At 36.7% G+C, this 25,030-nt stretch carries 25 protein-coding genes; 12 read left to right on the top strand and 13 right to left on the bottom strand.

The window, feature by feature from the left end:
* Positions 1-4 precede the first annotated feature (4 nt).
* The 9 genes from traJ to E6C50_RS01775 all read left to right on the top strand — a co-directional run bounded on the left by traJ (position 5) and on the right by E6C50_RS01775 (position 7,806).
* Positions 5-1,192, top strand: a complete 1,188-nt coding sequence (traJ, locus tag E6C50_RS01820; protein ID WP_136401495.1) for a conjugative transposon protein TraJ — start codon at positions 5-7, stop codon at positions 1,190-1,192.
* A gap of 11 nt (positions 1,193-1,203) precedes the next feature.
* On the top strand, positions 1,204-1,824 hold the full coding sequence (traK, locus tag E6C50_RS01815; protein WP_136401494.1) for a conjugative transposon protein TraK: 621 nt from the start codon (positions 1,204-1,206) through the stop codon (positions 1,822-1,824).
* Position 1,825: 1 nt separating this feature from the next.
* Positions 1,826-2,197: a hypothetical protein gene (locus tag E6C50_RS01810; protein WP_136401493.1), complete on the top strand. Its 372-nt coding sequence runs from the start codon at positions 1,826-1,828 to the stop codon at positions 2,195-2,197.
* A complete protein-coding gene (gene traM / locus E6C50_RS01805; protein WP_136401492.1) occupies positions 2,182-3,480 on the top strand; it encodes a conjugative transposon protein TraM in 1,299 nt (432 codons plus the stop codon). Before E6C50_RS01810 ends, traM begins: the two co-directional genes overlap by 16 nt.
* A 23-nt stretch (positions 3,481-3,503) precedes the next feature.
* The gene (gene traN / locus E6C50_RS01800) at positions 3,504-4,349 is read left to right on the top strand and encodes a conjugative transposon protein TraN (RefSeq protein WP_136401491.1); all 846 of its coding nucleotides are present in this window, start codon (positions 3,504-3,506) and stop codon (positions 4,347-4,349) included.
* 33 nt (positions 4,350-4,382) lie between these two features.
* Entirely contained in the window at positions 4,383-5,768 is a 1,386-nt protein-coding gene (locus E6C50_RS01795) for a hypothetical protein (RefSeq protein ID WP_136401490.1), read from the top strand.
* Between the two features lie 23 nt (positions 5,769-5,791).
* Positions 5,792-6,856, top strand: coding sequence for a hypothetical protein (locus tag E6C50_RS01790; protein ID WP_136401489.1), 1,065 nt, complete (start codon positions 5,792-5,794; stop codon positions 6,854-6,856).
* Between the two features lie 375 nt (positions 6,857-7,231).
* Entirely contained in the window at positions 7,232-7,528 is a 297-nt protein-coding gene (locus E6C50_RS01780; RefSeq protein WP_136401487.1) for a helix-turn-helix domain-containing protein, read from the top strand.
* On the top strand, positions 7,525-7,806 hold the full coding sequence (locus E6C50_RS01775; protein WP_136401486.1) for a helix-turn-helix domain-containing protein: 282 nt from the start codon (positions 7,525-7,527) through the stop codon (positions 7,804-7,806). The genes E6C50_RS01780 and E6C50_RS01775 overlap by 4 nt, the downstream gene beginning before the upstream one ends.
* A gap of 325 nt (positions 7,807-8,131) precedes the next feature.
* On the opposite strand, the gene E6C50_RS01770 is transcribed toward E6C50_RS01775, so the two are convergent.
* Both E6C50_RS01770 and E6C50_RS01765 read right to left on the bottom strand, forming a co-directional pair.
* A complete protein-coding gene (locus E6C50_RS01770) occupies positions 8,132-9,382 on the bottom strand; it encodes a site-specific integrase (protein WP_136401485.1) in 1,251 nt (416 codons plus the stop codon).
* A 333-nt stretch (positions 9,383-9,715) separates the two neighbouring features.
* Positions 9,716-10,957, bottom strand: coding sequence for an OmpA family protein (locus tag E6C50_RS01765; RefSeq protein ID WP_136401484.1), 1,242 nt, complete (start codon positions 10,955-10,957; stop codon positions 9,716-9,718).
* A 251-nt stretch (positions 10,958-11,208) separates the two neighbouring features.
* Between E6C50_RS01765 and E6C50_RS01760 the strand changes: the two genes are divergently transcribed.
* Positions 11,209-11,628, top strand: a complete 420-nt coding sequence (locus E6C50_RS01760; protein WP_136401483.1) for an NUDIX domain-containing protein — start codon at positions 11,209-11,211, stop codon at positions 11,626-11,628.
* Positions 11,625-11,996 (top strand): acyl-CoA thioesterase, encoded by a 372-nt coding sequence (locus tag E6C50_RS01755; RefSeq protein ID WP_136401482.1) that lies wholly within the window; start codon positions 11,625-11,627, stop codon positions 11,994-11,996. Before E6C50_RS01760 ends, E6C50_RS01755 begins: the two co-directional genes overlap by 4 nt.
* A gap of 598 nt (positions 11,997-12,594) precedes the next feature.
* Here E6C50_RS01755 and E6C50_RS01750 read toward each other — a convergent pair.
* The 7 genes from E6C50_RS01750 to E6C50_RS01720 form a co-directional block, all read right to left on the bottom strand.
* Positions 12,595-13,848, bottom strand: coding sequence for a mechanosensitive ion channel family protein (locus E6C50_RS01750; RefSeq protein WP_136401481.1), 1,254 nt, complete (start codon positions 13,846-13,848; stop codon positions 12,595-12,597).
* Positions 13,849-13,857: 9 nt separating this feature from the next.
* A complete protein-coding gene (locus tag E6C50_RS01745) occupies positions 13,858-14,127 on the bottom strand; it encodes a DUF3817 domain-containing protein (RefSeq protein WP_136401480.1) in 270 nt (89 codons plus the stop codon).
* Positions 14,128-14,305: 178 nt separating this feature from the next.
* A complete protein-coding gene (locus E6C50_RS01740) occupies positions 14,306-14,677 on the bottom strand; it encodes a hypothetical protein (RefSeq protein ID WP_136401479.1) in 372 nt (123 codons plus the stop codon).
* A gap of 203 nt (positions 14,678-14,880) precedes the next feature.
* Complete coding sequence (locus E6C50_RS01735) at positions 14,881-15,612, bottom strand: hypothetical protein (RefSeq protein ID WP_136401478.1); 732 nt, start codon at positions 15,610-15,612, stop codon at positions 14,881-14,883.
* Entirely contained in the window at positions 15,609-17,201 is a 1,593-nt protein-coding gene (locus tag E6C50_RS01730; RefSeq protein WP_211089510.1) for an RNA-directed DNA polymerase, read from the bottom strand. The genes E6C50_RS01735 and E6C50_RS01730 overlap by 4 nt, the downstream gene beginning before the upstream one ends.
* 26 nt (positions 17,202-17,227) lie before the next feature.
* Positions 17,228-17,647, bottom strand: a complete 420-nt coding sequence (locus E6C50_RS01725; RefSeq protein WP_136401477.1) for a helix-turn-helix domain-containing protein — start codon at positions 17,645-17,647, stop codon at positions 17,228-17,230.
* Positions 17,648-18,633: 986 nt separating this feature from the next.
* Positions 18,634-19,299 (bottom strand): hypothetical protein, encoded by a 666-nt coding sequence (locus E6C50_RS01720; RefSeq protein ID WP_136401476.1) that lies wholly within the window; start codon positions 19,297-19,299, stop codon positions 18,634-18,636.
* Between the two features lie 332 nt (positions 19,300-19,631).
* Between E6C50_RS01720 and E6C50_RS01715 the strand changes: the two genes are divergently transcribed.
* A complete protein-coding gene (locus tag E6C50_RS01715) occupies positions 19,632-22,298 on the top strand; it encodes a T9SS type A sorting domain-containing protein (RefSeq protein ID WP_136401475.1) in 2,667 nt (888 codons plus the stop codon).
* Positions 22,299-22,400: 102 nt separating this feature from the next.
* Here the strand turns inward: E6C50_RS01715 and E6C50_RS01710 are convergent, their stop codons facing one another.
* From E6C50_RS01710 to E6C50_RS01695, 4 genes are all read right to left on the bottom strand, one after another.
* Positions 22,401-22,844, bottom strand: a complete 444-nt coding sequence (locus E6C50_RS01710) for a hypothetical protein (RefSeq protein ID WP_136401474.1) — start codon at positions 22,842-22,844, stop codon at positions 22,401-22,403.
* A gap of 31 nt (positions 22,845-22,875) precedes the next feature.
* Positions 22,876-23,421: a hypothetical protein gene (locus E6C50_RS01705; protein WP_136401473.1), complete on the bottom strand. Its 546-nt coding sequence runs from the start codon at positions 23,419-23,421 to the stop codon at positions 22,876-22,878.
* A gap of 67 nt (positions 23,422-23,488) precedes the next feature.
* Positions 23,489-24,454, bottom strand: a complete 966-nt coding sequence (locus tag E6C50_RS01700) for an alpha/beta fold hydrolase (protein ID WP_136401472.1) — start codon at positions 24,452-24,454, stop codon at positions 23,489-23,491.
* A 43-nt stretch (positions 24,455-24,497) separates the two neighbouring features.
* Positions 24,498-25,019, bottom strand: coding sequence for a 3'-5' exoribonuclease domain-containing protein (locus E6C50_RS01695; protein WP_136401471.1), 522 nt, complete (start codon positions 25,017-25,019; stop codon positions 24,498-24,500).
* Positions 25,020-25,030 lie beyond the last annotated feature (11 nt).

The following is a 25,030-nucleotide window of genomic DNA, read 5'->3' as shown; positions in this document are numbered from 1 at the left end:
GGAAATGAAAAGAGATAAAGTAAGTATATCTATACTGTTGTTGAACCTGTTGGTTCCTTTATTCAGTACTGCTCAGAATCTCGAAGATGATATGCACTCGCTTCATGGAGTTTTGGACCAGCTTTATGACGAAATGATGCCCATGTGTAGCCAGCTTATCGGTGTAGGGCAGGGGTTAGCAGGATTCGGCGCATTGTTTTATATCGCCGTACGTGTGTGGAGACATCTTGCCAACGCGGAACCGATAGACTTTTACCCGTTATTCAGACCGTTTGTCCTGGGGTTCTGTATCGCTATTTTTCCGTCCGTGTTAGGGTTGATCAATGGCGTTATGAAACCCACTGTGACAGCAACAACAGCAATGGTCGAAGGATCAAACAAGAGCATTGCATCCTTGCTTCTGGAAAAAGAAAGAGCAATTAAAGAAACGAATGCTTGGCAGATGTATGTAGGAGAGACCGGTGTAGGAGATCGTGATCTGTGGTATAAATATACCAAGCAGGGAAATGGAAATGGAGGTAGTGAGGGTATGTGGTCGCGTATAGGGAATGACTTAAAGTTTGCAATGGATAAAGCTTCGTATAATTTCAGGAATTCAGTTAAGGAATGGATGAGTGAAGTTTTGCGGATCATATTCGAAGCAGCTGCATTGTGTATCAATACACTGCGTACGTTCCAATTGGTCGTACTGGCTATTCTGGGACCATTGGTTTTTGGTTTAGCAGTATTTGACGGTTTTCAACACACCCTTACCGCCTGGTTAGCCCGATACATTAATATCTTTCTTTGGTTGCCTGTGGCTAATATCTTCGGCTCCATTATCGGAAAGATTCAGGAAAATATGTTGCAGATCGACCTCAGTCAGATCCAACAACAAGGCGATACCTTTTTCAGCCGTACCGATATGGGCTACTTAATTTTTATGATAATAGGAATTGTAGGTTATTTCACCGTTCCTTCCGTGGCAAATTACATTGTTCACGCGGGGGGTAGTGCGCTGGGTCAAAAGGTTACTTCTGTCTTTGGTAGTTCTGCTACCACTGCATTGAATAAAACGGATATGGTTGCAGATTCTTTAGGGGATGAAGCCAATAAGATGAAAAATGATCTAAGCTCGTATAAAGCATCTTCACCATATTTCGGTAATAAAGGGAATGATTACATGGGGAATAAAATTAAAGGCAATTCTTAACGGGAGGGATTATGTTTAAGAAGATGAAAAATATCGATACCGCCTTCCGTCACGTGCGCAGTTTTACAATTTTCATGGTGGTTGCCTGTACACTGATAAGCTGTTTTGCCATTTTTAAAAGTGTTAATCTAGTAAGTCAGATGCAGGAAAAGATCTATATACTGGCAAACGGAAAGGCGTTGGAAGCATTTGCTTCCGAACGGAAAGACAATATTCCGGTAGAAGCCAGAGATCACGTAAAGACATTTCATGCACTGTTCTTTACCCTTGACCCCGACGATAAAGCTATACAAGCCAGTATCACAAAAGCGCTCTATCTCGCGGATGGAACAGCGAAGCGTATTTATGATGATTTAAAAGAGACTGGATATTATTCCTCTCTCATATCTGGTAATGTTAATCAGACGATCAGTGTGGATAGCGTGGTTGTCGATATAAATGATTATCCCTATCGCTTCCGGTGTTACGCAAGGCAGAATATTGTTAGACCAACCAGTATAACCTCACGTAATCTGATTACAGAGGGTTCACTGCGAAATGTCGGCAGGAGTGACAATAATCCGCATGGATTTCTGATCGAACGCTGGAATACGATTGAGAATAGGGATTTGAAAACGGAAAACAGGCGATAAGATGGGGATATTAAAAAAACGAAAAAGTAAAGCGTCTCCAAAAGCAGGATTTGAAGGATTAAAAATGGGCGTGGAGTATGTTAGAAGTTACTGGGTAAAATGGATGAATGCCAAGACCGCTTCCTTTTCAAAATCAAACTGGATCGTGTTGTTGTCAGTGTTGGTTCTGGGAGGTTCTCTCTATAACGGGCTTGTTATTTTTAAAGCTTTTGAACCTTCCGATAAAAGCACCTTCAAGATCCAGAAGATAAAACCGCCTGATCATTTTTCAGAAACGGGAGAGCCGGATATCCGTATAAAAAGGGATAGTCTAACTATGGATAGGGATGAAAATGAATTTAATAAAAAAAGTGAATTATGGAAAAACAAGTAAAAACAGCAAAAGAAATTAAGCAGCGTAAATTCCTGCTTATGTTGCCCATTCTTGTGTTACCATTTCTGACTGCTTTCTTTTGGGCGTTAGGCGGAGGTCGGGATGGTGAAGTAACAAAGGGTGAAGATGCTAAACAAGCGGGACTAAACAGTATGCTACCAGATGCAAATCTTAAAGAGGATAGGGTACTGGATAAAATGGGGTATTACGATCAGGCTCATCAGGATTCTGCGAAGTTTGAGGAATTGATGAAAAACGATCCAAACTATCAAATGTATCAAGACGAAATAGCCGGGGCACCTTATGACTATTTTGGTAATCCTCAAAATTATAGTGGGTTGAATAGATCGCTTAATGGTCGGGGTAATTTCAATAATCCGAATGAAGAAAGTATCTACCGGAAACTTGCAGAATTAAATTATGAAGTCAATCGACCTACGACATCTGGAAATGATGTTTCTGGCATGACTACATATCGAAGTTCACCAGTATCGGGCTATTCGGGGGTAAACAGTAGCGATATTGATCGGTTGGAACAGATGATGGGTATGATGGGGCAATCAACAGGAGAGGATCAGGAAATTACCCAATTGAACGGTATGTTGGAAAAAATACTTGATATACAGCATCCCGATCGGGTGCAGGACAAATTAAAGCAGAAGTCGCAACAAAAAAAAGGACGGGTTTATCCTGTTAGTAAGGTTACGAGTGGTAGTAATATTAGTTTGCTTCAATCAGGACGAACTGTAAGATCGGGAGAAAATGGGTTTTATTCGTTAGATCGCTCCTTAAATGATTCTGTTGACCAGAATGCTATTCCGGCTGTGATCCATGATAACCAGGTACTTGTTAACGGTTCCACTGTAAAGCTAAGGTTGACCGAAGATGTAGAGATAAACGGTGTAGTAATACCAAAAGGGAATTTTCTTTTCGGTATAGCTTCGCTAAACGGAGAACGTCTTGGTATCAGCATCGAAAATATCCGTTATGGTAATTCTATTTACCCTGTTGAGCTAACGGTATTTGATATCGATGGGCTGGATGGAATATATATTCCGGGCGCAATATCCCGTGATGTGGCCAAAGAATCCGCGGACCGTTCGATGCAGACTTTAGGGCTGACCTCATTGGACCCTTCGATCGGAATGCAGGCCGCAGGTGTTGGAATCGAAGCTGTAAAGAGCCTTATGAGTAAAAAAGTCAAGCTGATTAAAGTTATGGTTAAAGCTGGTTATCAGGTGCTACTGCGTGACGAAAAGCAAAAACAAAGTCTAACAAACTAAAAATAATTTAAAATTCCATAAAGATGAAAAAGAGAAGTGCGGAAATGATAATGGGATTAATCCTGTTCATTTCAGGAGTTGTAGGTGCGTTTGCTCAAAACGGAATGTCTTTAAAGACTAACGAAGCCGTGCCGCATCGTATCGAGGTCGGCTATTTTAAGACAAGTAATATTGTGTTCCCTCATGCCATTGTTAGTGTGGATCGGGGTAGTAAAGATTTATTGGTTCAAAAAGCCGCTGGTGTAGAAAATATTTTACAGGTCAAAGCAGGAAAGGAAGGTTTTTCGGAAACGAACCTAAGTGTCGTACTTGCCGATGGGAAACTATGTTCTTTCATTGTAGCCTATGCAAAAGATCCGAATGTGCTTAATTTCTCCTTAATGAGTACGAGCAAGAGCAACACGGTATATCTGACACCGGAATCGATCAATGAGTCCGAAGTGAAAAAATATGCCGACTATGCGCTGTACACAAAGCACGGTCGAAGCGGTGTAAAAAGCGAGAGTAATAGTATTATGCTTGATCTCAATGGGATTTTTATTCATCAGGATATTATGTATTTCAAGGCGAAAATTGAGAATCGTTCAAATATTGGTTATGATATTGATCAGTTCCGGCTGTTTATCCGGGATCAGAAAAAAGCTAAACGTACAGCTTCTCAGGAAGTAGAGATTGAGCCGGTATATGTACATAACCAAGTTGACAAAATAAAAGCTCGCTCCATTCAGATTATGATTTTCGCTGTCCCCAAATTTACAATTCCTGACAAAAAGTATCTTAATATCCAATTAATGGAAAAAAATGGTGGGCGCCACTTGGAGTTAGCGGTAAAGAATAAAAGCATCATTAATGCTATCCCTTTGAAATAGCTTGGTCAGTTTTGATCAATAGAGAAAAATAGAATGAAAATTTATTTAGAAAGTTTAGAAAGTGTTCGGGATGAGCTGAAGGGGTTGTTAAGTAATAAATTCTACTATATCGGTGAGTCAGCATTTCCGATTTCCACTATCCGGAAATTGGAAGTTTTAAAAAACGAATGGGATTGTCTTCAGTATGGATATGATAACCAATCGGATATTGCCGAAGAATCTTTACATGCATGGAGTGTCAAGAGCTTGTGCAGTCTGATTGAAACTGCACTCGAACAGCCAGATTTGGCTCCGGCGGTAGATGGTGTGGTAGATATTGCTGCACTAGATTATAAGCTTTTTCTAAACGAAACACTATATGTAAAACAAGAAAAGGAAACTATGAATATGAGTAATTTAGAATATCTACAGGAGCAAGTTAAGTTCACCGGGTTCGGTGATGAGCTTACAGATAAAATAGCAAAAGAGGTTGAAAATACGCCCGAAAAATTTGCCATTCCCTATGATAAAGAGTTTGGAAAAGACTCCGTATCAGTCAATTTGAATTTCAGTAAAAGCAAAGAAAGTGATATGTATTTCTTTAATTCTTATGAGGTCAACCTTCAAAAGCAAAAAGAGGAAAAAAGTACCAATCAGACTTTTTACATCAACAAGAAGAATAATATAACGCTTAAAGAAGCCTATAATCTACTTTCGGGCAGATCGGTTTATAAAAAGCTCTCGACAAAAGACGGTAATGCGTATAGTGCCTGGATTGAACTTGATTTTAAACAGACAGATAACTCCGGGAATTTCAAACTCAAACAGTTTAACGATAATTATGGGTATGATCTGGAATCCGCGCTAGGTAGATTTCCGATTAAAGAACTTGAAATTGATGAGCTTAAAGCTAACTTATTGTCTTCGTTGAAAAGAGGTAATGTTGCTGTTGCTACGTTTAAAAAAGGGGACTCAGAAGTGGAAAGGTTCATAACCGCAAATCCACAATTTAAAAACATAAATGTATATGATGTCGGTGGTAAGAAAGTTGGAGCTAACCGATCCACTGGACAGGCTCAAAGCAATACAGAAGGAGAAGCAGTCCAAACAGGTGCGGGAGAGCGGGAAGATACAAAAGCGGAAACTTCGGTTGGACAAAGCGAAAGTAGCCCAGCTCCGGAAACTGTGGAGTCTACAAACAAAGTAGTTCCGGAAGGAACAACGATTAATGACATAAATGTTGTAGAACCAGAATCGCAAGGCGTTACGAATGATTCCATAAACAATCATGTGGATGCAAGTAAGGAGGTGGGAGATACAGGTAAAAATGCTAAAGAATCGGCAAAATCTCACGCTGAAAAGCAATCGCAGGCAGCAGAGATAGAGGCGCCCGATGTGCCTGAGCAAAAAAAGAGAAGGGGCAAGTCAAAATCTATTTAAGAAGGTAAGAGGAGGGTGAAGTCATGGAAAACCAACTAGGAGCAAACAGGGTCGAAGCTGCGATTGCAGAATGGAACAAACGAGAAGACAGATATAGTAGCATTTTCTCAACAAATATGGGAAGTAATAAAACGTTGTTGCGGGAGAAACTACGTTACTTTGACCGTGTGGCCGCTACTTATACAGGCACAAAAAATCTCGATGAGAAGTTTGCGCTGCGTTTAATGAAAGATGAGCGTAGAAGAATCGAAAAGCAATTGTATTCCAGCCGGATTCTCCGTTTGTTTCGGCGTTGGGTTGTGGTTCCTTTAAGACAACAGGTTCGTAGAAAGGAAGGTACCCGGGATCTGACGGTACAAAAGGCTCGTTTGTTGGATCAAATCAATCAGTTAGGATTTAAAATGCCCATTGAAAAAATTGATAGTCATCTTAAAAATGGCAGTCCTCAGTTCAACATTGAACTTAGTACCTATGTGAATGAGAACGAAAGATTAGATCATAAACTAAAATTTGAGAAAGATAATACGGGTCAGTATCAATTTGAAGGACACCGAACTGCTTTAATAAATAATAAGAAGCCAGCAGAAATACGGGAACATTTTTTTTCTGTTGACACCTCAAAAAATATTAGAGAATCGGAAGCTTATCATCTATTGTCCGGTAGAGCAATCAAAAAGGGTGATAGTTGGTTGCAATTAGATCTAAATGATGTGAATACTAAGGGAGAGTACCGGGTTAAGGAGTTTGGTAATATGTATGGTTACGACCTTGATAAGGCATTAAATGAGCTACCGATTAAGGATGGATTGAATTACACGGAAAGGGAGGATATCAAAGCCGCCTTAAAGCGAGGTGGTATACAGGAAGTTTCTTTTCTTAAAGACGGAAATGAAAAGCGTTTCTACATTGAAGCAAACCCACAGTTTAGAACATTGAATATCTATGATGAACATTCAAAAAAAATAACACTGAACTCATTGAAGGAAGGAGATGTTTCTGAAGCCCTAAAAACGGCAAAGAAGGTGGATATGCAGCAAGATAATAAGTTGCAAAACACAAAAAGGCGTAACGGCATGAAATTAAATTAGGTAGTGACATGGAAAATAATAAGCTCTTATCAGATTTTTTTGCAGCTATTTCTAAAGATGCTAGGATTAGTTCAACTCATATCGGTGTCTTTGCTGCTCTATTGGAGTACCGTAATCGCTGTGGACTTTTAAATCCCATCCGGGTTTATAGTTATGAGATTATGGAGTTAGCCAAAATTTCGGCTTCAACGACATATCATCGATGTGTAAGAGATCTTCATAAGTTCGGGTATATTGATTATGTAGCATCGTTTAATAGTGCGGTTGGAAGTCAGATATATTTTCAGGTTATAAGAGATTAGAAGCTACCCGTTATTTTAACCTTAGATTGGAAGAAACTGGAATAGAATGAGGTCAGATTAAAATAAAGGAAAAATGGAATTAACGGTTTTGGATGTTCAGGTAGTCAATACGCTGATTAGGGAGTTAAAGGAAGTTGGAGAATTAGTCCGTGAAATCACGGAACCTTACCGGGCTCTGCAACAAAAAAGTAAGTGGCTGGATCAACAGGAAGTATGCCAGCTACTGGGAATAAGTAAAAGAACGGTACAAACCTACCGTGCAAAAGGACTTCTCAAGAATACGCGTATCAACCGAAAAAACTTCTTTCGGATGGCGGATATTGAAAGGTTAATGCAGTCGGATACCGCATCAAAAAAGGGAAGGCTATGAAAAATATCGGAAACTCTAACGACGATGTGATTGCACTAATGGAGTTATTGGTACGCATCAAAAATGAATTGCTGTTTATCCGGGAAAATTTTCATCCCCTGTTAAGGGGCGAAATCTACCTGACAGGAGACCAGGTGTGCGCCATGCTACATATTAGCAGACGTACGCTGCAACAGTACCGAGACGATGGCCTGATCCCGTTTATCAAACTGGAAAGGAAGATCCTATTCCGCGAAACAGACATAGTAAAGGTACTGGAAGAAAACTATAAGAGGTGATTTCTTTTGGCAGTTGGTTGAGCTTTTTTAGAGCTTCACCCGTGCCTACTTTTACGGTAAAATAGTAAGCCCATTGGCACAGGCCAATGGGCTACTATCATTTATAGTCAGTGATTTAGATTTTATTTTCCCAAGTCTGCTTTTTTAACTCAAACCAATCGGTTAGATCTCCTTCGTAATTAATCGCTCCGTTTCTATGATTGGCTTCATAAGTTGATTATTTACGGATTTAAAATCTAATTTTCGATTTCAATTCATAAATATAGTTAATAATAAAGCACATCCCATTAAATACATAAATTCATTGCAACACATTAGCTGAATTTTAAAGGGTAGGTACAAATGCGCGTTCCATTGTCTCAAATCTGTGCGCTACCTGTTGCATATCCTTTCCAACCTTTTCGTTAAGAACTTTTGCGTAAATCTGTGTCGTAGCAATGTTCTTGTGCCCCATCATTTTACTCAGACTTTCTAGCGGAACCCCCTCACTCAAAAACAGTGTTCCGAAGGTGTGTCGGGCTAAATGGAATGTGATTTTTTTCCCCCTTAAACAAGGGATTCCCTCGGATAGTGCTTTTAAGAAATGATTACAGGTTTTATTACATGGTACAGGAAATAACTTGCCGTTTCTGCTCAATCCGGTATATTTTTCTATGATCATTTTCGGCATAGGCAGTAGCATCACGTTTGAGGATGTTGTAGTCTTCTTTCTACGTATGATAATCCATTTATTGCCATCAAAGAACTCTTGGATGTGACTGTATTCTAAACGCTTTATATCTGAATAACTCAGCCCTGTGAAGCAACTGAACAAAAATAAATCTTTAATCAGTATATGGCGACGTTTTACACATTTGTAACCTATTATTTCTTCCAGTTCGTTGCGCAAAAGATAGCCACGATCTTTATCCTCTTTTGTATTTTTATACTCGGAAAAAGGATTAAAGATAAGGTACTTTCTGCTGATTGCCAGACGACATACTGTTGTAAAAGCGATCATGTATAACCAGACACTGTTTTGTTGCAGACTTCTCTCGTTGCGAAGGTAGTAATCAAATTCCTGTACCAGATCACAGCTAATATCGTTAAATCCTAAATCAGAACAACCGTACTTTTTTCTTGCAAAGGATCTAAGATGCCGCAGCAGTATTTCGTATTTGTGTAAAGTATGAGCATTTCTGATCCCGTTAGCTACTTTTTTCTTAAAATCAGCATTGTATTGGTCAAAGAATTTGAAAAAGGTCATTTCGCCTTCGCTAAGCCCCAGATAGGCGTTTTTGAGTTTCTCACTGGTCAGCATACTCGATTCCTTTAATAGTTTCGCATGGCACTGCTCCAGATTCAGACGAATACTATCGAGTTCAGCATTGAGGCACTGAGCTTGTTTACTTTTCCCAGAAATCCTACCAAACTTTAAATCCCAATTGGACGGTGAAATATCCAGTTTTGCACTGAAAGCTGACTGCTTTCCATTGACAGTAACACGGCACATTACCGGTACTGTTCCATCTTTTTTTGGTGCATTTTTTTTAAGGTAGAATAGCACCTTAAACGTTGATCTTTTTGTCTTTTCCATAACTCCCTACACTTAGTGTTAAAATTAAAACTTTGTGAGTTGGGAATCAAGATGAAACATAACGCAATACACTGAAAAACAATCAATTGCAAAATCGTTACCAAAATCTGAATAGGTAACGATTTAGTAACTAAACTAACGCTTTTTATTGCTTTTTACCGCTTCTAACTTCGCTACCAAAAAATGAAAAAAGACTGTAAACACCTTATTTACAAGCGCTTTTAACTATCTTGCTCTTTGAGGTACATTTAGTGCTGCTTTATTTTAAAGTTATAAAAAAACCGCTGTAGGATTACAGCGGTTCTTTATAAGTTATGAATAAGATATTGTTAATTACTTGATCTTAAAAGTAACTCTTCTTACCAGTTGTCGTGCAGCTTTCGAATCTTTTGCAACCGAACTATCCACACCGTTTCCGATAATGTTTAATCGGGAGGCATCAATTCCGGCTTTAACCAAAGTATTTTTTACGTTTTCAGCACGTTTCTGAGATAAGTTTTTGTTATAATTGGTATCTCCGATTTCGTCAGCATAACCTACTACATCTGCTTTTGCATCTGGATGTGCTTTTAGATATTTCACTAAGAAATCCATTCCGCTAACCGAATTTGATGACGGTTGCGACTGGTTAAAGTCAAAATACACATTTACATATCCTTGGTTGATCATTTCTTTTAACGTTTCACCGTTTAAAGACGATCCTTTGCTGCTTGCACCATAGTTGCGCTCTAAATAGCTTTCTAATTCATCCGGTATTCCGTTGTTATTTCTGTCAACAGCACGTCCTTTAGTATCAACAGCTACACCTGGAATAGTATTGGCTTCCGCATCCAGATAATCCGGCACACCGTCTTTGTCTGAATCGTTCATTAAGGTTTCCAAATCACCAATTCGTTTTTCCAATTCTTCTATTCGATCCACTTTTTCTTCTGCATAATACCAATCGGCATGTCTTTCGTTCTTACCTAAATAAATAGATAAACCAACCGTAGCATTGTATAGTGTTCCATTAAAACCTCTGTCTTCAGGAGCTATAGCGCCATCAAAAGTATAGGTTTGACGAACGTTGTTGATCATCGAGAAATCGGCGTTTAAAGCAACACGCTCCGATAATTTAATTTGTCCGGTAAGACCAATAATATGGTTTAGCATATTGTCAACTCCATCAAAGCGATCGTTTTTCATAAAAGCGTATCCGATACCGGTATGTGCCTGAACGTTTAAGCGTTGTGTCCACTCTTCAAAATTAAGCACCCGTCCCAAATTGACCACACCTTGTAAAGTTGTTCTATAATACTGTCCGTCGAAAGGAGCACTTTTAGAATCATTGTCAAACTGATCGTAACCTAAATCGACTTTCAAACCGAATTTGGTGTTAAACATATAACGTACACCTAAATCAGCATGGAAAAGGTTGTAATCTTTTGCATAATAACCGCTTGTAAATGGGGCAGTAGGCTTGCTGATTCCTCCGTTGATGTCGATTGACCATTTGTTAAAGACTGGTTTTTCCTGAGCCGTAGCTGTTCCGAAAGCCAATACCGTTACAAATAAGGGGAGCATAATTCTTTTCATATTCACTTTAGTTTTTTTTAAATTCCAACAGTATACTGTGGGCTATTTGTATTGATTTGGACAAAGATAATGAGAATCGGACGTGACTAGCATAACAATTTATTAACTTTGCCTTTAGAATTGAGGCTTCCGGCTTGTTTATGTTTAAAGAAAGGTTCGATTTCCTATAAACTTTTTCACAGGAGTGAACTAAATTTGCATATTTATAACAAAAAAATACTGAAAATTTCGAGATACATAATTCGTACTTTATGAGAAAATCTAACATTTTTTTAACAGTTGATGCGGTCATTGTCAAAAAAACACAGTCTGATTATAGCATTCTTTTAATTAAACGGGCAAACGAGCCCTTTAAAAATGACTGGGCTTTACCCGGAGGTTTTGTCGATCAGGATGAAGACTTAATGGATGCCGCTATACGAGAACTTTTTGAAGAAACTACTATCAAAACCGATCATTTGGAGCAAATCGGAGCCTTTGGAAAGCCATTTCGTGACCCTAGAAGTCATACGGTTTCAGTTGCTTATTTTGGAATGGTACCGGAAAATACTGTTGCGATTGCGGCCGATGATGCCAAAGAAGCCGCATGGTTTCCAATAAAAGAGCTTCCCAAATTAGCATTTGACCATCAAGAAATAGTAACTTTGGCACTGCAAAAATTTATATCATGATTTATCAGACAAGAAAATGGGTTAAACCAGAGGACCTGAATGCAAATGGGACACTTTTCGGAGGAAAACTGTTATCCTGGATTGACGAGGAAGCGGCACTATTTGCAATTATTCAATTGAAAAACAACAAAATCGTTACCAAATTTATGTCGGAAATCAACTTTATGAGTTCCGCCAGACAAGGGGATATTATCGAAATTGGGATTGATTTGGTAAAATTCGGTCGGACTTCAATCATTATGAAGTGTGAAGTTCGTAATGTAATGACCAAAGATGTTATCATTACTGTTGACGCCATTACAATGGTAAATCTTGACAGTTTTGGTCGTCCGGCATCGCATGGCAAAACAGAAGTAGAAATTATCTAATAGCATATAAATTCCGGCAGTGTCTTGGGTACTGTCGGAATACACTTTCTCTACCCAATGATTTTTGAGCGTAGTTTTTTTAGAATTAGGATAGTGTAATAGACTATAAAAAGGGTGAGGGCAATCACAATTCCATTGATCACAAGGTAATTTAAAAAAAAGTCAATTGTTTTATAGAAATAAAACAGGTTGATTAACACCAAATATTCCAATAAAACGACCGGTACCGCATAAAATAGAAGCTTTTGCTCTTTTGAAATGGTGTTTTTTTTGATGATTAGATCAAAAAATACCAGACACAAACTCAGATTTGAAAAAACGAATACCACTTTTATATCCGGATATCGGAAATCATTGGCATTCAAATCCGAAAAGCCAACTATACTTATCAGAAATGATACAATCAATAAGACTATGTAAACGGATTTCTTCATTTTAATCCTGATACTGTTATAATTACTAAATATACATTTTATTTAGTTGTTAAAACAATACTTTTCATTTTATCTTATTTACATCTCATTTTTACTAATTTTAAGCACATTTTGAACCTAAAAAAGGGATGCATAGCACCCCTTGTCATTTATATTTTATCGCATTATTCTTCCGAATAGTCTTTACGATTGCTATTCGATGGCAATTCAAAAATTTCCAGATCGAAATAATTTACTGAAGCAATAATATGATCGAAGATATCGGCCATGATATGTTCGTAATTAATCCAGCGCTTGTCCGATACAAAGGCATAAATTTCAATTGGAATCCCTTTATCGGTAGGTTGTAAATGCCGAACCATCAGATTCATTTCTTTATTAATTCCGGCATGACTTTCCAGATAACTGGTGAGGTATTTCCGGAATAACCCCAGATTGGTCAGATTCCGACCGTTAATGGCCAATTCTTTATTGATACCATTATTCGTATTGAATTTTTCGATATCCGATTGACGGTGCTCAATATAAGACGTAATTAGTTGAATCTTCTTAAAATGATCAATCTCACTCGGATGAATAAACCGGACACTGTTTTCTTTGATCAGAATATGTCGCTTAATACGCCTCCCATTCGAATTTTGCATCCCACGCCAGTTTCGGAACGAATCCGAAATCAAGCTATAGGTCGGCACGGTAGTCGTGGTATTATCGAAGTTTTTTACTTTAACCGTCGCCAGGTTGATTTCAATTACATCACCATCGGCACCAAATTTATCGATAGTAATCCAGTCGCCAATTCGAACGGTATCGTTAACCGTAACCTGTATACTGGCTACCAATCCTAAAATCGTATCCTTAAAAATCAAGATGATAATCGCCGAAATGGCCCCGAAAGTCCCCAAAAGGGTTTTAAAATTCGTATCAAACAAGATCAAAACCAAATAGGTGATGGCATACACCCAAAGAATGATCATGATCACCTGCGTATAACTATCGATTGGTTTGTCGCTAAATTTGGGCTTCTCCTTTAAATAATCCTTTAAGGAATTAAAAATACTTCGGATAATCCATAACGACAGGAAAACCATGTAGACTTTGACACTTTTTCCAAAAAAGCTTTCCCAGTATACAAAATTTTTCAGGATTACCGGAACGACTTTACTGATAAAGTAGAGTGGGACCAGATGGGCCACATATTTAGCCGTTTTATTGGCCACCAGGAAATCGTCGAAACTCGATTTGGTTTTTTCGGCTACGATCGCCAATATAATAATGAGTATTTTTTTAAATATATAATCTAAAATATAAGCGATTGCAATCAGGATAACAATGTTGATCGCCAGGTTCAGATACGAAGCCCAGGTATCACTGAAATCCATGTTTTTCAGAATTTTATATGCCCAATTAAAGATTTTCATATTTTAAATTTACAGAATTTTTTTCTCAACATAAAACGTCCCAAACGGAATTACCGAAGCGACACAAACAATAAGGTATTTTTTTAGCGACCAGTTTTCTTCCATTTTTAGCATACTCGCCAAAACGATATAACCGATAAACAATAATCCGTGAGCCATTCCAACCATACGAACCATTTCCGGTTTGTCGTACATATATTTTAGAGGCATGGCTACAAATAGTAGGAGTAGGAGGGAAATACCTTCCAAAAAGGCGATGATTTTAAAGAAACGCAACATTATTTTAGTATTAAATAGTTGATAATGAGTTCTAAAAAAACCGGGAGTAACTCCGGGTTTTGTTGCGCCAAATGTATAACAGAAAAGCAGAAAATTCGTTAATTATTCACTAAAAGATATAAAAAAACTGTACTATTTTGAGTACAGTTTTTATCGTATGTAAAATTGGATTCTATTTTTAAAAAGCCAAAAATGCTTTGTTGTATTCTCTTAAGTCAGAGATATTGTTTTTATTTTTCAGATCCGAAAATAATGAAATCAAATATTCCAGGCTTTCAATATCGGTTTCTTCCGGGCGTACGATTTCCGATTCGTTTTCTTCTGAATCTTCTAGTGGCTCATCGTCCGGAATCGCAATTAAAAATGCGTTGTTTTCTTCAATATGTTCGTACGTTAAACGTATTGCTTTAACCAGAACAGGATTTTGCTCTTCTAAAGCTAATTCGCGTAATTTTTTTAAATCTCCAATTAATGTCTCGGCATCAAATCCGGTTTTGAACAGGTCAAGTTGGATTTTATTGATTAATTTTTGTGCAGTTGGATTTTCCACAGTACTATCAGTTGAATTTTAGGTTGCATTTTTTATAGGTATGCAAAAATAAGGTTTTATATTTTTTTTACTAACAAAATCTGATATTTTTTCTGTCTTTTCTAAGGAATGATTATAAAGGCGACATATAAGGGATAAAAGAAAAAGCTTGTAAGACCTATCTGTTAACTTGTTTATTTCTTATAAATTGTCAATAAACAATTTTAAAATTTACTATCTATTTCTATATCTCTAACAAGCCCGTTTAGTAAGCCTTCAAAAGCTTCATTCGGAGTTTTTCCTCCAGATATATTATAAACTAGGTTCCTTACATTGAATCTACAATATGTACCTTTTCTAGGATTATAAAGTCCAGCATATGACCAAGTAGTTTGTTCACTGACTTGTTTCAAAGCTAAATATATGAGTAGCTGCTTTAGATCACTCGATTGAAAATTTCGGTTTACTGTTTTTATTTCATATAACGTATCACCAATTGAAATATCAGCAACAAGGTCTGGGATGAAGCTATAACCCTTTAATTTTGGTTTAAATATAATATTATTATCTCCAACCTTTCGGATAAATTCTAATATGTTTTTAGAAATAAGAACTATACCTTCTAGTTCATCTTTAGATAGAGTTAAGTCTTCTTTTTTGAAATTCCCAGATTTCCAAATGCTTTTTGCGGTACTTGCTATAAGTTTCTCTTTGTTGGAAGTATTTGATAAATATTCTGAGGGCGTACAGCTTTCTGATTTTGCAATATTAGAAAGATTGAACGCAGATTCGGAAACAAGGTCATATCTAACATTATCATTTGTAGGAACAGGTTTAGAGTTAATGCTCTCTAGCTGAGTAGCATTAAATACCCTTATATAGCCAGACGTTAGAAGTGGAAAATTCTGTTTCCAAATTACTGTAAATTTTTCAGCTATTTCTCTTTCACTTATCATACAAGAATATTTTTATTTGCTTGTATTCTATCTGAAAACCAATCCCTAATTAGAATTTCTTCTTTACTAAAAGATTTTTTATTGTGGTTTCTCCAATGTTTTCCTTCGTCTCCTAAAAAATATGATGCATAAATCATAGCACGTCTTTCCCAGTTTGTAAGAGCGGTAAAATTGTTTTTTATATCGACGATCCAATAATGACAACCCCAATTTGACATTGCAATTATTATTTGCCTTTTTAAAAAATGATTAGTCTCTGTTTCAAATAATTTGATAAATAGGGTTTCTTTTACAGCAGAATGACGAATTGATAAAATTTGAACCATATAAGTAACATTCATTTCTATCTTTGTCAAGAAGCTTTGATTTTTAAATAAGTCAATCAATGAATTATCGACAATGTTTTTCCCTTCATCACTTAATTCCATATAAATACTTCTAACAGAGCGCATAATAGAAGTAAGAACAGGAGACAAAGTAACAAGGTTACTATGGTCTAATAATATTTTTACTGCTTGAACTTGACTTTCAGGATTTAATACTTTTATTGAGTTAATCGCCTGTTTAGTAACTGTTTGGTCAATACGAGTTTTATTAACCTCCTTAGACAGTATACTTATAATATCAATTTCCTTAATTGCTTCTTTTAAATATTCATAATCTTCAACTGCTGTTGCAGAATAAGGGTCAAATCTAATAGATATATTCAGTAATTTTTGTTCTTCTTCTGGATTTGCATCGTTTGGCTGAGGGTCTAAAAATTTATGAATATCTATGAATTCCTCAGAAGTCATTATTTTTGTTTTATCCTTTTGAAGTCCAAGTTGGTCATTTGAAAGCTTCTCTGAAAGAAAAATTAAAGTTTTATATGCTTCAGATTCATCTTTACAAAAGATAGTATAGTCATCTGCATATCTACAAAACTTTATATCTCGGGATTTTAAATTAAAGTCAGAATGATTTAGCGCAAGCTCAGCAAGTATTCTTGATGCAGGACCACCAACGGGAAGCCCATAAGAAATTGTTCCAGTGAAAGCACTTAGCAGTTTCATTAAATTTGTTGTAACTGAATTAGTTGTGTCAATGCGCTTTAATTCATTTTCTAATTTGTGATGATTGATTCTTGGATAAAAATTAGAAATGTCCGTTTGTAATACATATTTGTACTCTTTTGCATTCTCAATACATTGTTTTTTATAGTCAATCCAAGTTGTATTCTTAAATAATGAACCAGAAGCTTCATCCCATTCGAAACGATACGAATAGATATTCTTGTCTTCCTCTTTAATTCTCTTTTTTTCAATATCTTCTGCTATCGAAATAACTAACCCAAGAAAATAAGCATTCCAAAAAGGTTCAATAAGAGTTGCTTGTCTAAAACCATAGTACCCAACCTGACTTAATTTGACTAATGTAAGTACTGGAGACGAACTTATAGCATCATAAATATTTGCATGATAAGATTCTAGAATTGCTAAAGTTTCATTCTGCTTTTCTTCAAACAAATGCCTTTCAAAAGGAAAAGGGAAAATATCTGTATCTCCATGTCGAGCAATATTAACCAATGCTTTTCTGAAGTTTTCTTTCATATGTTTATAATTTGAATGAGTTATGTTTATTTCTTTCCAATCAACCTCTCCAATTTCTCAATCATTTCCTGTTGTTGCTGAAGCATACGTTCGTAAAGTTCTACCATTTTGTCAAGAGGATTGAAAGAAGGCTGATAATTAAATACTGCCGGATTAGTCATTGTGGCATTATCATTATTATTGATTGTATTAGAAATAACATTAATCGCTTGCTCCACATCAAAACTTTCAATAGCCTGAGTCGGAACATTTAGAATTTTGGCGACTTGTTCTAAAACCTGTTTTTCAACAGTTTCGGTTTGTTCGAGTAGTGATATTTTTTTCTGATTCCAGTTGTCGCCCAGTTCAAAAGCCAATGCTTCCTGTTTGATGCCCAGCATTTCGCGGAAACGTTTAATGTTACGTCTCTGGTGTATTCTCTTGTTTGGTGTATTGATATGTGTCATAGTCTCAAATATACTATTTTTGTTAAAATAATGCGCTGTATAGCGGAAAATCTTATTCCTAAATTATCCGTTTTACCCATAAAACATCCCTGATATCAATTGAATATCCTAGCGGAAGAGTTTTATAAAAACAAATAAGTGGATGCAATTGTAAATGCCTACGAAATAGAAAACTTTTACATTATGTAAAATAGAAAACATTAGAGGAGTAATAAACAATCAAAAGTATACCGGATGGCTTTTATATTTAACAATGGTAAATGCTAAAAAGAATCTGAGCGGATTAATAAAGATCCAATTGGTAGGATTCTTTAGCTTAAAGAATAATGATTCCGTGCCGGAATGCGCACATCAAAATTAAAATTTAAAAATCTGATGCAATTCAAATCGTACAATTCCAGATATATAGGATCAAAAAAATAGTTGCACAATTTTGAACGAAAATTTAAGCCCTGATTATAGTTTATAAATAGCGTAAAAAACAAAAACCGAAAATTTTTTCAGAATACGAGATTTTTTGCCACAAAGTAAAGTTGAAAAGTAAACCATTGTAGCATTCTAAATCAATCAAACTCATATGGAATATAGAATTCTCTTTAAATACAGGAAAAGATTCAAACCAAGTGCTTACGTCCTTAATTCTCTTTGTTTATATTTGAACTATAATATACATTATGTAAAATAAAAAAATATTATTATTTCATTGTGGACAAAAAACGCCTTAATTATAAAAAAGACTCTTTTCCATTTTGCTCCCGATTTCGTATTAACTTAATTCATCTATTCACAATTATAAAATATCAGGCTTGAGGTGCAACCATCAATAATGCTCTATACCAACGGAATAAAGAATTGACAACAAAAGAATTAGGTCTAAATGTATTTGTTCCTTATATCCATGCCAAACTAATGTTGATCGATCCATTATCTGACGATCCTATAATCATTAGCGGTTCGGCTAATTATGGATCTTTAAATATTGCTTTTTACTGCTGATCTGCTCCTCCAATCTGAATCCAAATAGTACCTGTGTATAGAACTGTAACACTGCTTCTTGCTTTTACAGTATTTTTATAAACACCGCTACTACTAGCGTTAATTCCGATCCAGGAATCGGGAAGATAACTTAAATTATTAAAAACTAGTGTAGTATTGGGTGTACCATCATACCGGATGATATAGGTTTTTCCAATTGGATTTGTGGTCGGGAAAGTAATACTACCAACGGTAACAGTGGTTACAAAGATAACTTCATCGTCTGGTTCAACAGTATTATCCGATGACGCATTGATTATTCGAATCGCTTTTATCGAAGCATCACTTTTGATCATCATTTTTTGCCAACTATTCCGGTTATTGTCAAAATAATAATAACCCGGAAAATTTATATTTTTTCTTTGTCCTGAAGTATTACCTCCGGTACTATCTGTAATATAAATAATCGTACCATCCTGATCGGATTGGTATAAGGCATCACCTTTTAAAGTTAGTTGATCAAGTGTTAGTCTTGGTGCGAGCAACCCATCAATATCCATAATTCCTAATTTACCAACGATGTCTAAACTACTTTTTGGTACAACTGTATTGACTCCTACTTGAGAGAAAAAAGGAATACTGCTTAAATAGCATAAAATAAGTAATGTCGTTTTCATGAGGATAGCGCGTGATTTAGTGATTAATCCTGATTCATATATATCGACTTAAAATTACTTTTGCTTTCTCTATTTCGAATCTTTGACGATCTTTTTTTACAGTATTATGACCTCATTATCCTTTAAAGTTTTCATCACAAATATTCTTGCTACAATAATTTTTCTGTTTTTTTAATACTTTGATATACTAATTTATAAATTTCTTATTTTATTGTTTTTGTACTCATAATTCTATTTTTTCAATTAAAAACAACTGTTTTAATCAATGAATTAAATTTAAAAATGTATTTTTATGACAAATGACTAAATAACACCCTTAAAAATTAAAACTAATGAAAAAAAAACTACTCTATGTCGCAGCCAGTTTCTGTCTGTTTGCGTCATCTTATGGTCAGAGTTCATTGTGGACAAAAGTCAGCCCCGAACGGCTACGAATGTATGAAAAAGTGGAACGAGCCTCGCAACCTCAGAATTTCCAATTGTTTTCACTTGACCTACCAGCATTAAAAGCAAAATTGGAAATGGCTCCGATGCGTTCCAATGCACCTTCGGCGCTAGTCCTCTCCTTCCCTGCTCCAAATGGTAAAATAGAGAATTATCAAATCTATGAATCTCCGGTTATGGAAGCAGAATTGGCCGCAAAATATCCGGGAATCAAATCGTATATCGGTAAAGGGATTGACGATCCTACTGCAACCATCAATTTCAGTTTAACACTTTTCGGATTACACACCATGACATTATCCGGTAAAACAGGAACGTCTTATATCGATCCGTATACCAAAGATTTGAATAACTACATTATATATAGCAAAAAAGATTTACAACCAAACCGCGCTTTTTCTTGTATGGTTCAGGACGATCATGAAGCAGTTTCCGGAAGATTGATCAACAGTCCTGAGACGGCAATGGCCAGCGATGGCAAATACCGCGTGTACCGTTTGGCTATGGCTTGTACAATCGAATATGCCGCTTACCATGTAAATGCTGCTGGTTTAAGTGGCGGGACAACGGCTCAGAAAAAAGCAGCAGTTTTAGCCGCTATGAACGTAACGATGACGCGTGTAAATGGTCTTTATGAAAGAGACATGTCCCTTCATATGAATATCGTTGCTAATAATGATTTGATCATCTATATTGACAGTGATAATTTTACCAATTCACCACAAATGATCAACGAAATTCAGCCAATTGTTGATGCTGCTATCGGCGCGGCTAACTACGATATCGGTCACGGAGTTTGTACTACCGATTCGGGTATTGCACAATTAAACTCGCCCTGTTCGGCAAATAAAGCCAGAGGAATCACCGGTCAGCCAAACCCGGTTGGAGATCCGTTTGATATCGATTATGTGGCACACGAAATGGGGCACCAATACGGAGCTACCCATACGCAAAATAATGCATGTAACCGTACCGATGCTACTGCTGTAGAACCGGGAAGTGCCAGTACGATTATGGGATATGCCGGAATCTGTGCTCCTAACGTACAGGAACATTCCGACGCGCATTTTCATACAGTAAGTATTGCTCAGATGCAAACATTTGTAAACGCCGGTGGAAACTGTGCCGTAACAACCAACAACGGTAATGCCGCTCCTGTGGTGAATGCCGGTGCGAATTATACCATTCCTTATGGAACTGCTTTTATTTTAAAAGGAAGTGCAACCGATACTGCCGGGGAATCGCTTACGTACTGTTGGGAACAAACCAATAATCAGGTATCAACACAACCGCCAACTGCTACAGCTACTACAGGACCAAATTTCCGATCGTTACCACCATCAACATCGCCAAACCGCTATATGCCGCGTTTCGAAGATGTTTTAGCCGGAAATCTTACCCCAACATGGGAAGTTGTTCCGAATGTTGCCCGTACGATGAATTTTGCCTTAACCGTTCGCGATAACCGCGCTCCTAATGGAGGTCAGACCGGACGTGGCGATATGACCGTAACGTTTGCCAATACAGGACCATTCCGTATTACATCGCCTGCAACGGCTAACGTTTCCTGGGAACGAGGTTCTTCACAAACCGTTACCTGGGATGTAGCCGGTACAACCGCAAACGGAATCAATACCGCAAATGTGAACATTAAAATATCAATGGATAACGGTGCTACTTTTACGACATTGGTGGCTAATACCCCTAACGATGGATCGGAAGTAATCACTGTTCCGAATACTGCAGCGCCTTATTGTCGTATTATGGTAGAAGCGGTTGGAAATATTTTCTACGCTTTGTCTAAAAATATTGCTGTTGGTTATACGATTACAAACTCTTGTGAAACGTTTACAAACAATACGGTTAGCGCTATTCCGGACGGACCAAATCCAAACACGTCTACAGCAGGTCCAACATTAACGTCAAACCTGAATATTACGGCCGCACAAACCCTTACAGATGTAAATGTAAACGTAAATGTTACACACCAATGGATCCGTGACTTGATCACCCGATTAAAACACCCTGACGGAACGGAAGTAATTTTAGCAAGCCGTATTTGTAATGATCAGGATGGTTTTAATATCAATTTTAATGATGGCTCTCCAAGTATTGTTTGTGCGGCTCCTATCACCACTGGAACTTTTGCACCAAACCAACCGTTGGCCGCTTTAAATGGTAAGCCATCAAACGGTAACTGGCAATTATTGATCAACGATTATTTCCAGGGCGATACCGGGAATTTAAATTCATGGTCGGTAGAAGTATGTTATCAGACGGCTCTTTTGGGTACGGAAAGTTTTGGTTTACAGGATTTCGCCATTTTCCCGAATCCAAACAACGGTAACTTTACGATTTCGTTTAAATCGGCTTCTGCAAATGAGATCAAAGTAAACGTACACGATATCCGTGGAAGAGAAATCTTTAACCAGTCGTTCCAGAATACCGGTTTATTTAACCAAAATCTGGAATTACGCAACGCTCAAACCGGAATCTATCTGGTAACCGTTCAGGATGGTGAACGTAAAGAAGTTCAGAAAATCGTAATTAAATAATTTTAAAAACAAACCCGACAGGTTTTTAAAACCCGGTCGGGTTTCACTATCAAAGCAGGCTGTCTATAATGGACAGCCTGTTTAGTTTTATATAGTATTCAACTACAAATCTTTTCTTAATCGTATCCCTAACAAAATGCCACTAATCAGGGTCGGAAAAAATCCAAATAAAAAAATTAAAAACAATGGTTTGGCAAAATAATCAAATAGCTCGTCTTTTAAACAATATTCATTCCCATTTGGAAGGCCTTCCTGAATAAACCCTACTGTAGCACCCAATAGGGTTCCCAAAAACAGAACACCAAAAATGGAAAGAATTCCATGTGCAACAGTATATTTATTCCTTTTGAATTTATACAGATTTTGACCTATAACATAGCCTGTAGCATATAATCCCGTAATTCCGATTAAAAAATTAAGTGAAAAATCGATAAAAAATTCTAGTAATGAAGTAAAATCAAAATCAATTAAAATCAGCATAATCAAAATGGCGATTATCAGATTTATAGTAATGACTCTAAAAATATATTTTGTTTCGTGTTTCAAAATTTCCATACCTAAGCTCCCTGAGCATTGATTATTTCTTTTTCAGGTATTTTTCCCGTAAATCGATTCCGTCTTCAATATATTCTTCGTTTGGGTTTTCCAATATGTATTCTTTTTGTGCCACTCTAAAAATAGAATCAATAAATTTTTCACCGAATTTTCTACTTATTTCCCGATGCATTTCGAATTCATAACAATACGGCTCAAAACCTGTAATTTTTACATATCTTCTTAATTGTTCTTGCGTTTCAATTCCGTAATGGCTTAATATTCTGGCCATTTTATCCAATTCCAGCGGATGAAAATCAAAATAAATTAGTTTCCCATTTTTAATATCCCGAATGGCGCGCGCTTTTTGATTGATACAAAAGGTATCAATAACCGTAACATCCAGATTTTTGTTTTTACGCCACATCTCAGTATATACATCTTCGTTATAGACGATTCGTTTTCCTTTTTCATCATAATTTTTTACTTCTTCAACCTTGCTTTCTTTATTTTGTTGATTGCAGGAGGTTATAAGGAAAATCAAAAGAAGTAGGCCTATCAATTTATACTTTAAAAAATGTTTTACCATTTGATGGTTCGTTTTATATAATGTTTCTTTTAAATACGTGAGCACAAGGAAAATAAATCCGGTAAAATTATTGTTTTAAGGCTTTATCCAACTCTTTTTTAAACCGTTCCGGCTCATCGACCCAGATATTATGTCCCGCTAATGGTATCAATTTAAAATTAATCTTAGGATATTCTTTGATTAGTCCCTTATATACTTCTCCGTTAAAATCCAGAAAATCATACTGTCCAAAAATAATGGTCGTTTTTGCATTATCATGAAGAGACTTTCTGTAATCGTATTTCCAGTCAACAGTTTCAACCATAACAGATGCGTCTTCTTTATAATAATGAAAACCACCGCGCATTAGTTTGTAGCGATCTATCTTGTAGATATTAGACATTGCAAAAACCATTCGGTTAAAATCCGACCTTTCCCTGTCGCTGGTTAACTGTCTTTTGGAGGCTATATACTTTTTATAAATAGGTACGTTTTTAACTTCCGGCCTTGTACTCAGGAATTTAATCTGTTCCTGCGACCGTTTTGAAAATACACTTCCGATACTATCCGATTGTGGAAGTATCGCGCCAATTAAAACCAGATTTGAGACCTTCTCGGGATGTTGTTTTACATATTCCATCGCGACCAATGTTCCCATGGAATGCGCCATAATTTTAACTTTTTTTCCACCAAGTTGTTTGATAAGTAAATCCAGATCGCCTACATTTTTTTGAAAGGTTAATTTTTCTTTTGGTGCAGGCGAAAGTAAAGAACCACGCTGATCATACAATACAAAATGGTATTTGGTTTCCAGCCCTTTGATTGCGTCGAGCATATAATCGTGATTGGCACCAAATCCTCCGTGAATCACCACAACAGTATCTTTTCCGGTACCGGTTTCACGTACATAAATATCCTGATTGTAAGCATCGAGGCTATCGGGCGTTCGTAAATACCATTCCGTATATTCTGTGCTTTGACCGAAGGATTTAGTAGCTAATCCCATAATAGAAAGGAATGCAAAGCGTAATAGTGGTGTTCTTATTTGTTTCATAATCGTTTTGTTAATTTTTTATTCTGGTGTATCGTACTTTTATTTACTTCAAACTAATCTTTAAATCAAACGTTTTTTTGATCGTTAGTAAGGCTTCGGCATTCCCTTTGGCATCGTCAACAGGATGATGGGTGTGCTTGGTGACCCGTAAATGTTTAAAATTCTGAAACATATCTTTTACCACGCCTTTATACAAACTTCCCAGATTTTGCGAACTATGTCCAAACGGATTTTTTTCCAGGAAATGATGAAAATACCAACAGATAAACATCCAGTCAAAACCGTTATTATCGCTGATAAAAACCGCTTGTCCTTTGGAATGTTCTTTAATCCAGTTGGCAAAATCCTGCATGACTTTCTGAGGTGCGTCAAAACTTAAGGTTTCTTCCCGACTAAATCCGGAAACGGCTAAGGCTTCGGGAACCCATTTTTCGGAAATCGGTTGTAACTGACCATAAAAGGTTTTATCCAAATGCTCATCCACAAGAACAGCTCCAAATGAAATCATGGAATAATCCCCGGGAATAGGCCCGTCGGATTCTATGTCTACCATTATATAACTCATCTTTTTTACTT

Origin of the sequence: Flavobacterium supellecticarium, from assembly GCF_004801375.1 — a bacterium.
Taxonomy (GTDB): Bacteria; Bacteroidota; Bacteroidia; order Flavobacteriales; family Flavobacteriaceae; genus Flavobacterium; species Flavobacterium supellecticarium.
Note: the sequence above shows the minus strand (reverse complement) of the source record. Positions and strands in the feature narration are given on the sequence as shown.

Coding starts and splice junctions, on each gene's coding strand:
- traJ (WP_136401495.1), top strand. CDS start 5: ATGAAAAGAGATAAAGTAAGTATATCTATACTGTTGTTGAACCTGTTG.
- traK (WP_136401494.1), top strand. CDS start 1,204: ATGTTTAAGAAGATGAAAAATATCGATACCGCCTTCCGTCACGTGCGC.
- E6C50_RS01810 (WP_136401493.1), top strand. CDS start 1,826: ATGGGGATATTAAAAAAACGAAAAAGTAAAGCGTCTCCAAAAGCAGGA.
- traM (WP_136401492.1), top strand. CDS start 2,182: ATGGAAAAACAAGTAAAAACAGCAAAAGAAATTAAGCAGCGTAAATTC.
- traN (WP_136401491.1), top strand. CDS start 3,504: ATGAAAAAGAGAAGTGCGGAAATGATAATGGGATTAATCCTGTTCATT.
- E6C50_RS01795 (WP_136401490.1), top strand. CDS start 4,383: ATGAAAATTTATTTAGAAAGTTTAGAAAGTGTTCGGGATGAGCTGAAG.
- E6C50_RS01790 (WP_136401489.1), top strand. CDS start 5,792: ATGGAAAACCAACTAGGAGCAAACAGGGTCGAAGCTGCGATTGCAGAA.
- E6C50_RS01780 (WP_136401487.1), top strand. CDS start 7,232: ATGGAATTAACGGTTTTGGATGTTCAGGTAGTCAATACGCTGATTAGG.
- E6C50_RS01775 (WP_136401486.1), top strand. CDS start 7,525: ATGAAAAATATCGGAAACTCTAACGACGATGTGATTGCACTAATGGAG.
- E6C50_RS01770 (WP_136401485.1), bottom strand. CDS start 9,382: ATGGAAAAGACAAAAAGATCAACGTTTAAGGTGCTATTCTACCTTAAA.
- E6C50_RS01765 (WP_136401484.1), bottom strand. CDS start 10,957: ATGAAAAGAATTATGCTCCCCTTATTTGTAACGGTATTGGCTTTCGGA.
- E6C50_RS01760 (WP_136401483.1), top strand. CDS start 11,209: ATGAGAAAATCTAACATTTTTTTAACAGTTGATGCGGTCATTGTCAAA.
- E6C50_RS01755 (WP_136401482.1), top strand. CDS start 11,625: ATGATTTATCAGACAAGAAAATGGGTTAAACCAGAGGACCTGAATGCA.
- E6C50_RS01750 (WP_136401481.1), bottom strand. CDS start 13,848: ATGAAAATCTTTAATTGGGCATATAAAATTCTGAAAAACATGGATTTC.
- E6C50_RS01745 (WP_136401480.1), bottom strand. CDS start 14,127: ATGTTGCGTTTCTTTAAAATCATCGCCTTTTTGGAAGGTATTTCCCTC.
- E6C50_RS01735 (WP_136401478.1), bottom strand. CDS start 15,612: ATGATAAGTGAAAGAGAAATAGCTGAAAAATTTACAGTAATTTGGAAA.
- E6C50_RS01730 (WP_211089510.1), bottom strand. CDS start 17,201: ATGAAAGAAAACTTCAGAAAAGCATTGGTTAATATTGCTCGACATGGA.
- E6C50_RS01725 (WP_136401477.1), bottom strand. CDS start 17,647: ATGACACATATCAATACACCAAACAAGAGAATACACCAGAGACGTAAC.
- E6C50_RS01720 (WP_136401476.1), bottom strand. CDS start 19,299: ATGAAAACGACATTACTTATTTTATGCTATTTAAGCAGTATTCCTTTT.
- E6C50_RS01715 (WP_136401475.1), top strand. CDS start 19,632: ATGAAAAAAAAACTACTCTATGTCGCAGCCAGTTTCTGTCTGTTTGCG.
- E6C50_RS01705 (WP_136401473.1), bottom strand. CDS start 23,421: ATGGTAAAACATTTTTTAAAGTATAAATTGATAGGCCTACTTCTTTTG.
- E6C50_RS01700 (WP_136401472.1), bottom strand. CDS start 24,454: ATGAAACAAATAAGAACACCACTATTACGCTTTGCATTCCTTTCTATT.
- E6C50_RS01695 (WP_136401471.1), bottom strand. CDS start 25,019: ATGAGTTATATAATGGTAGACATAGAATCCGACGGGCCTATTCCCGGG.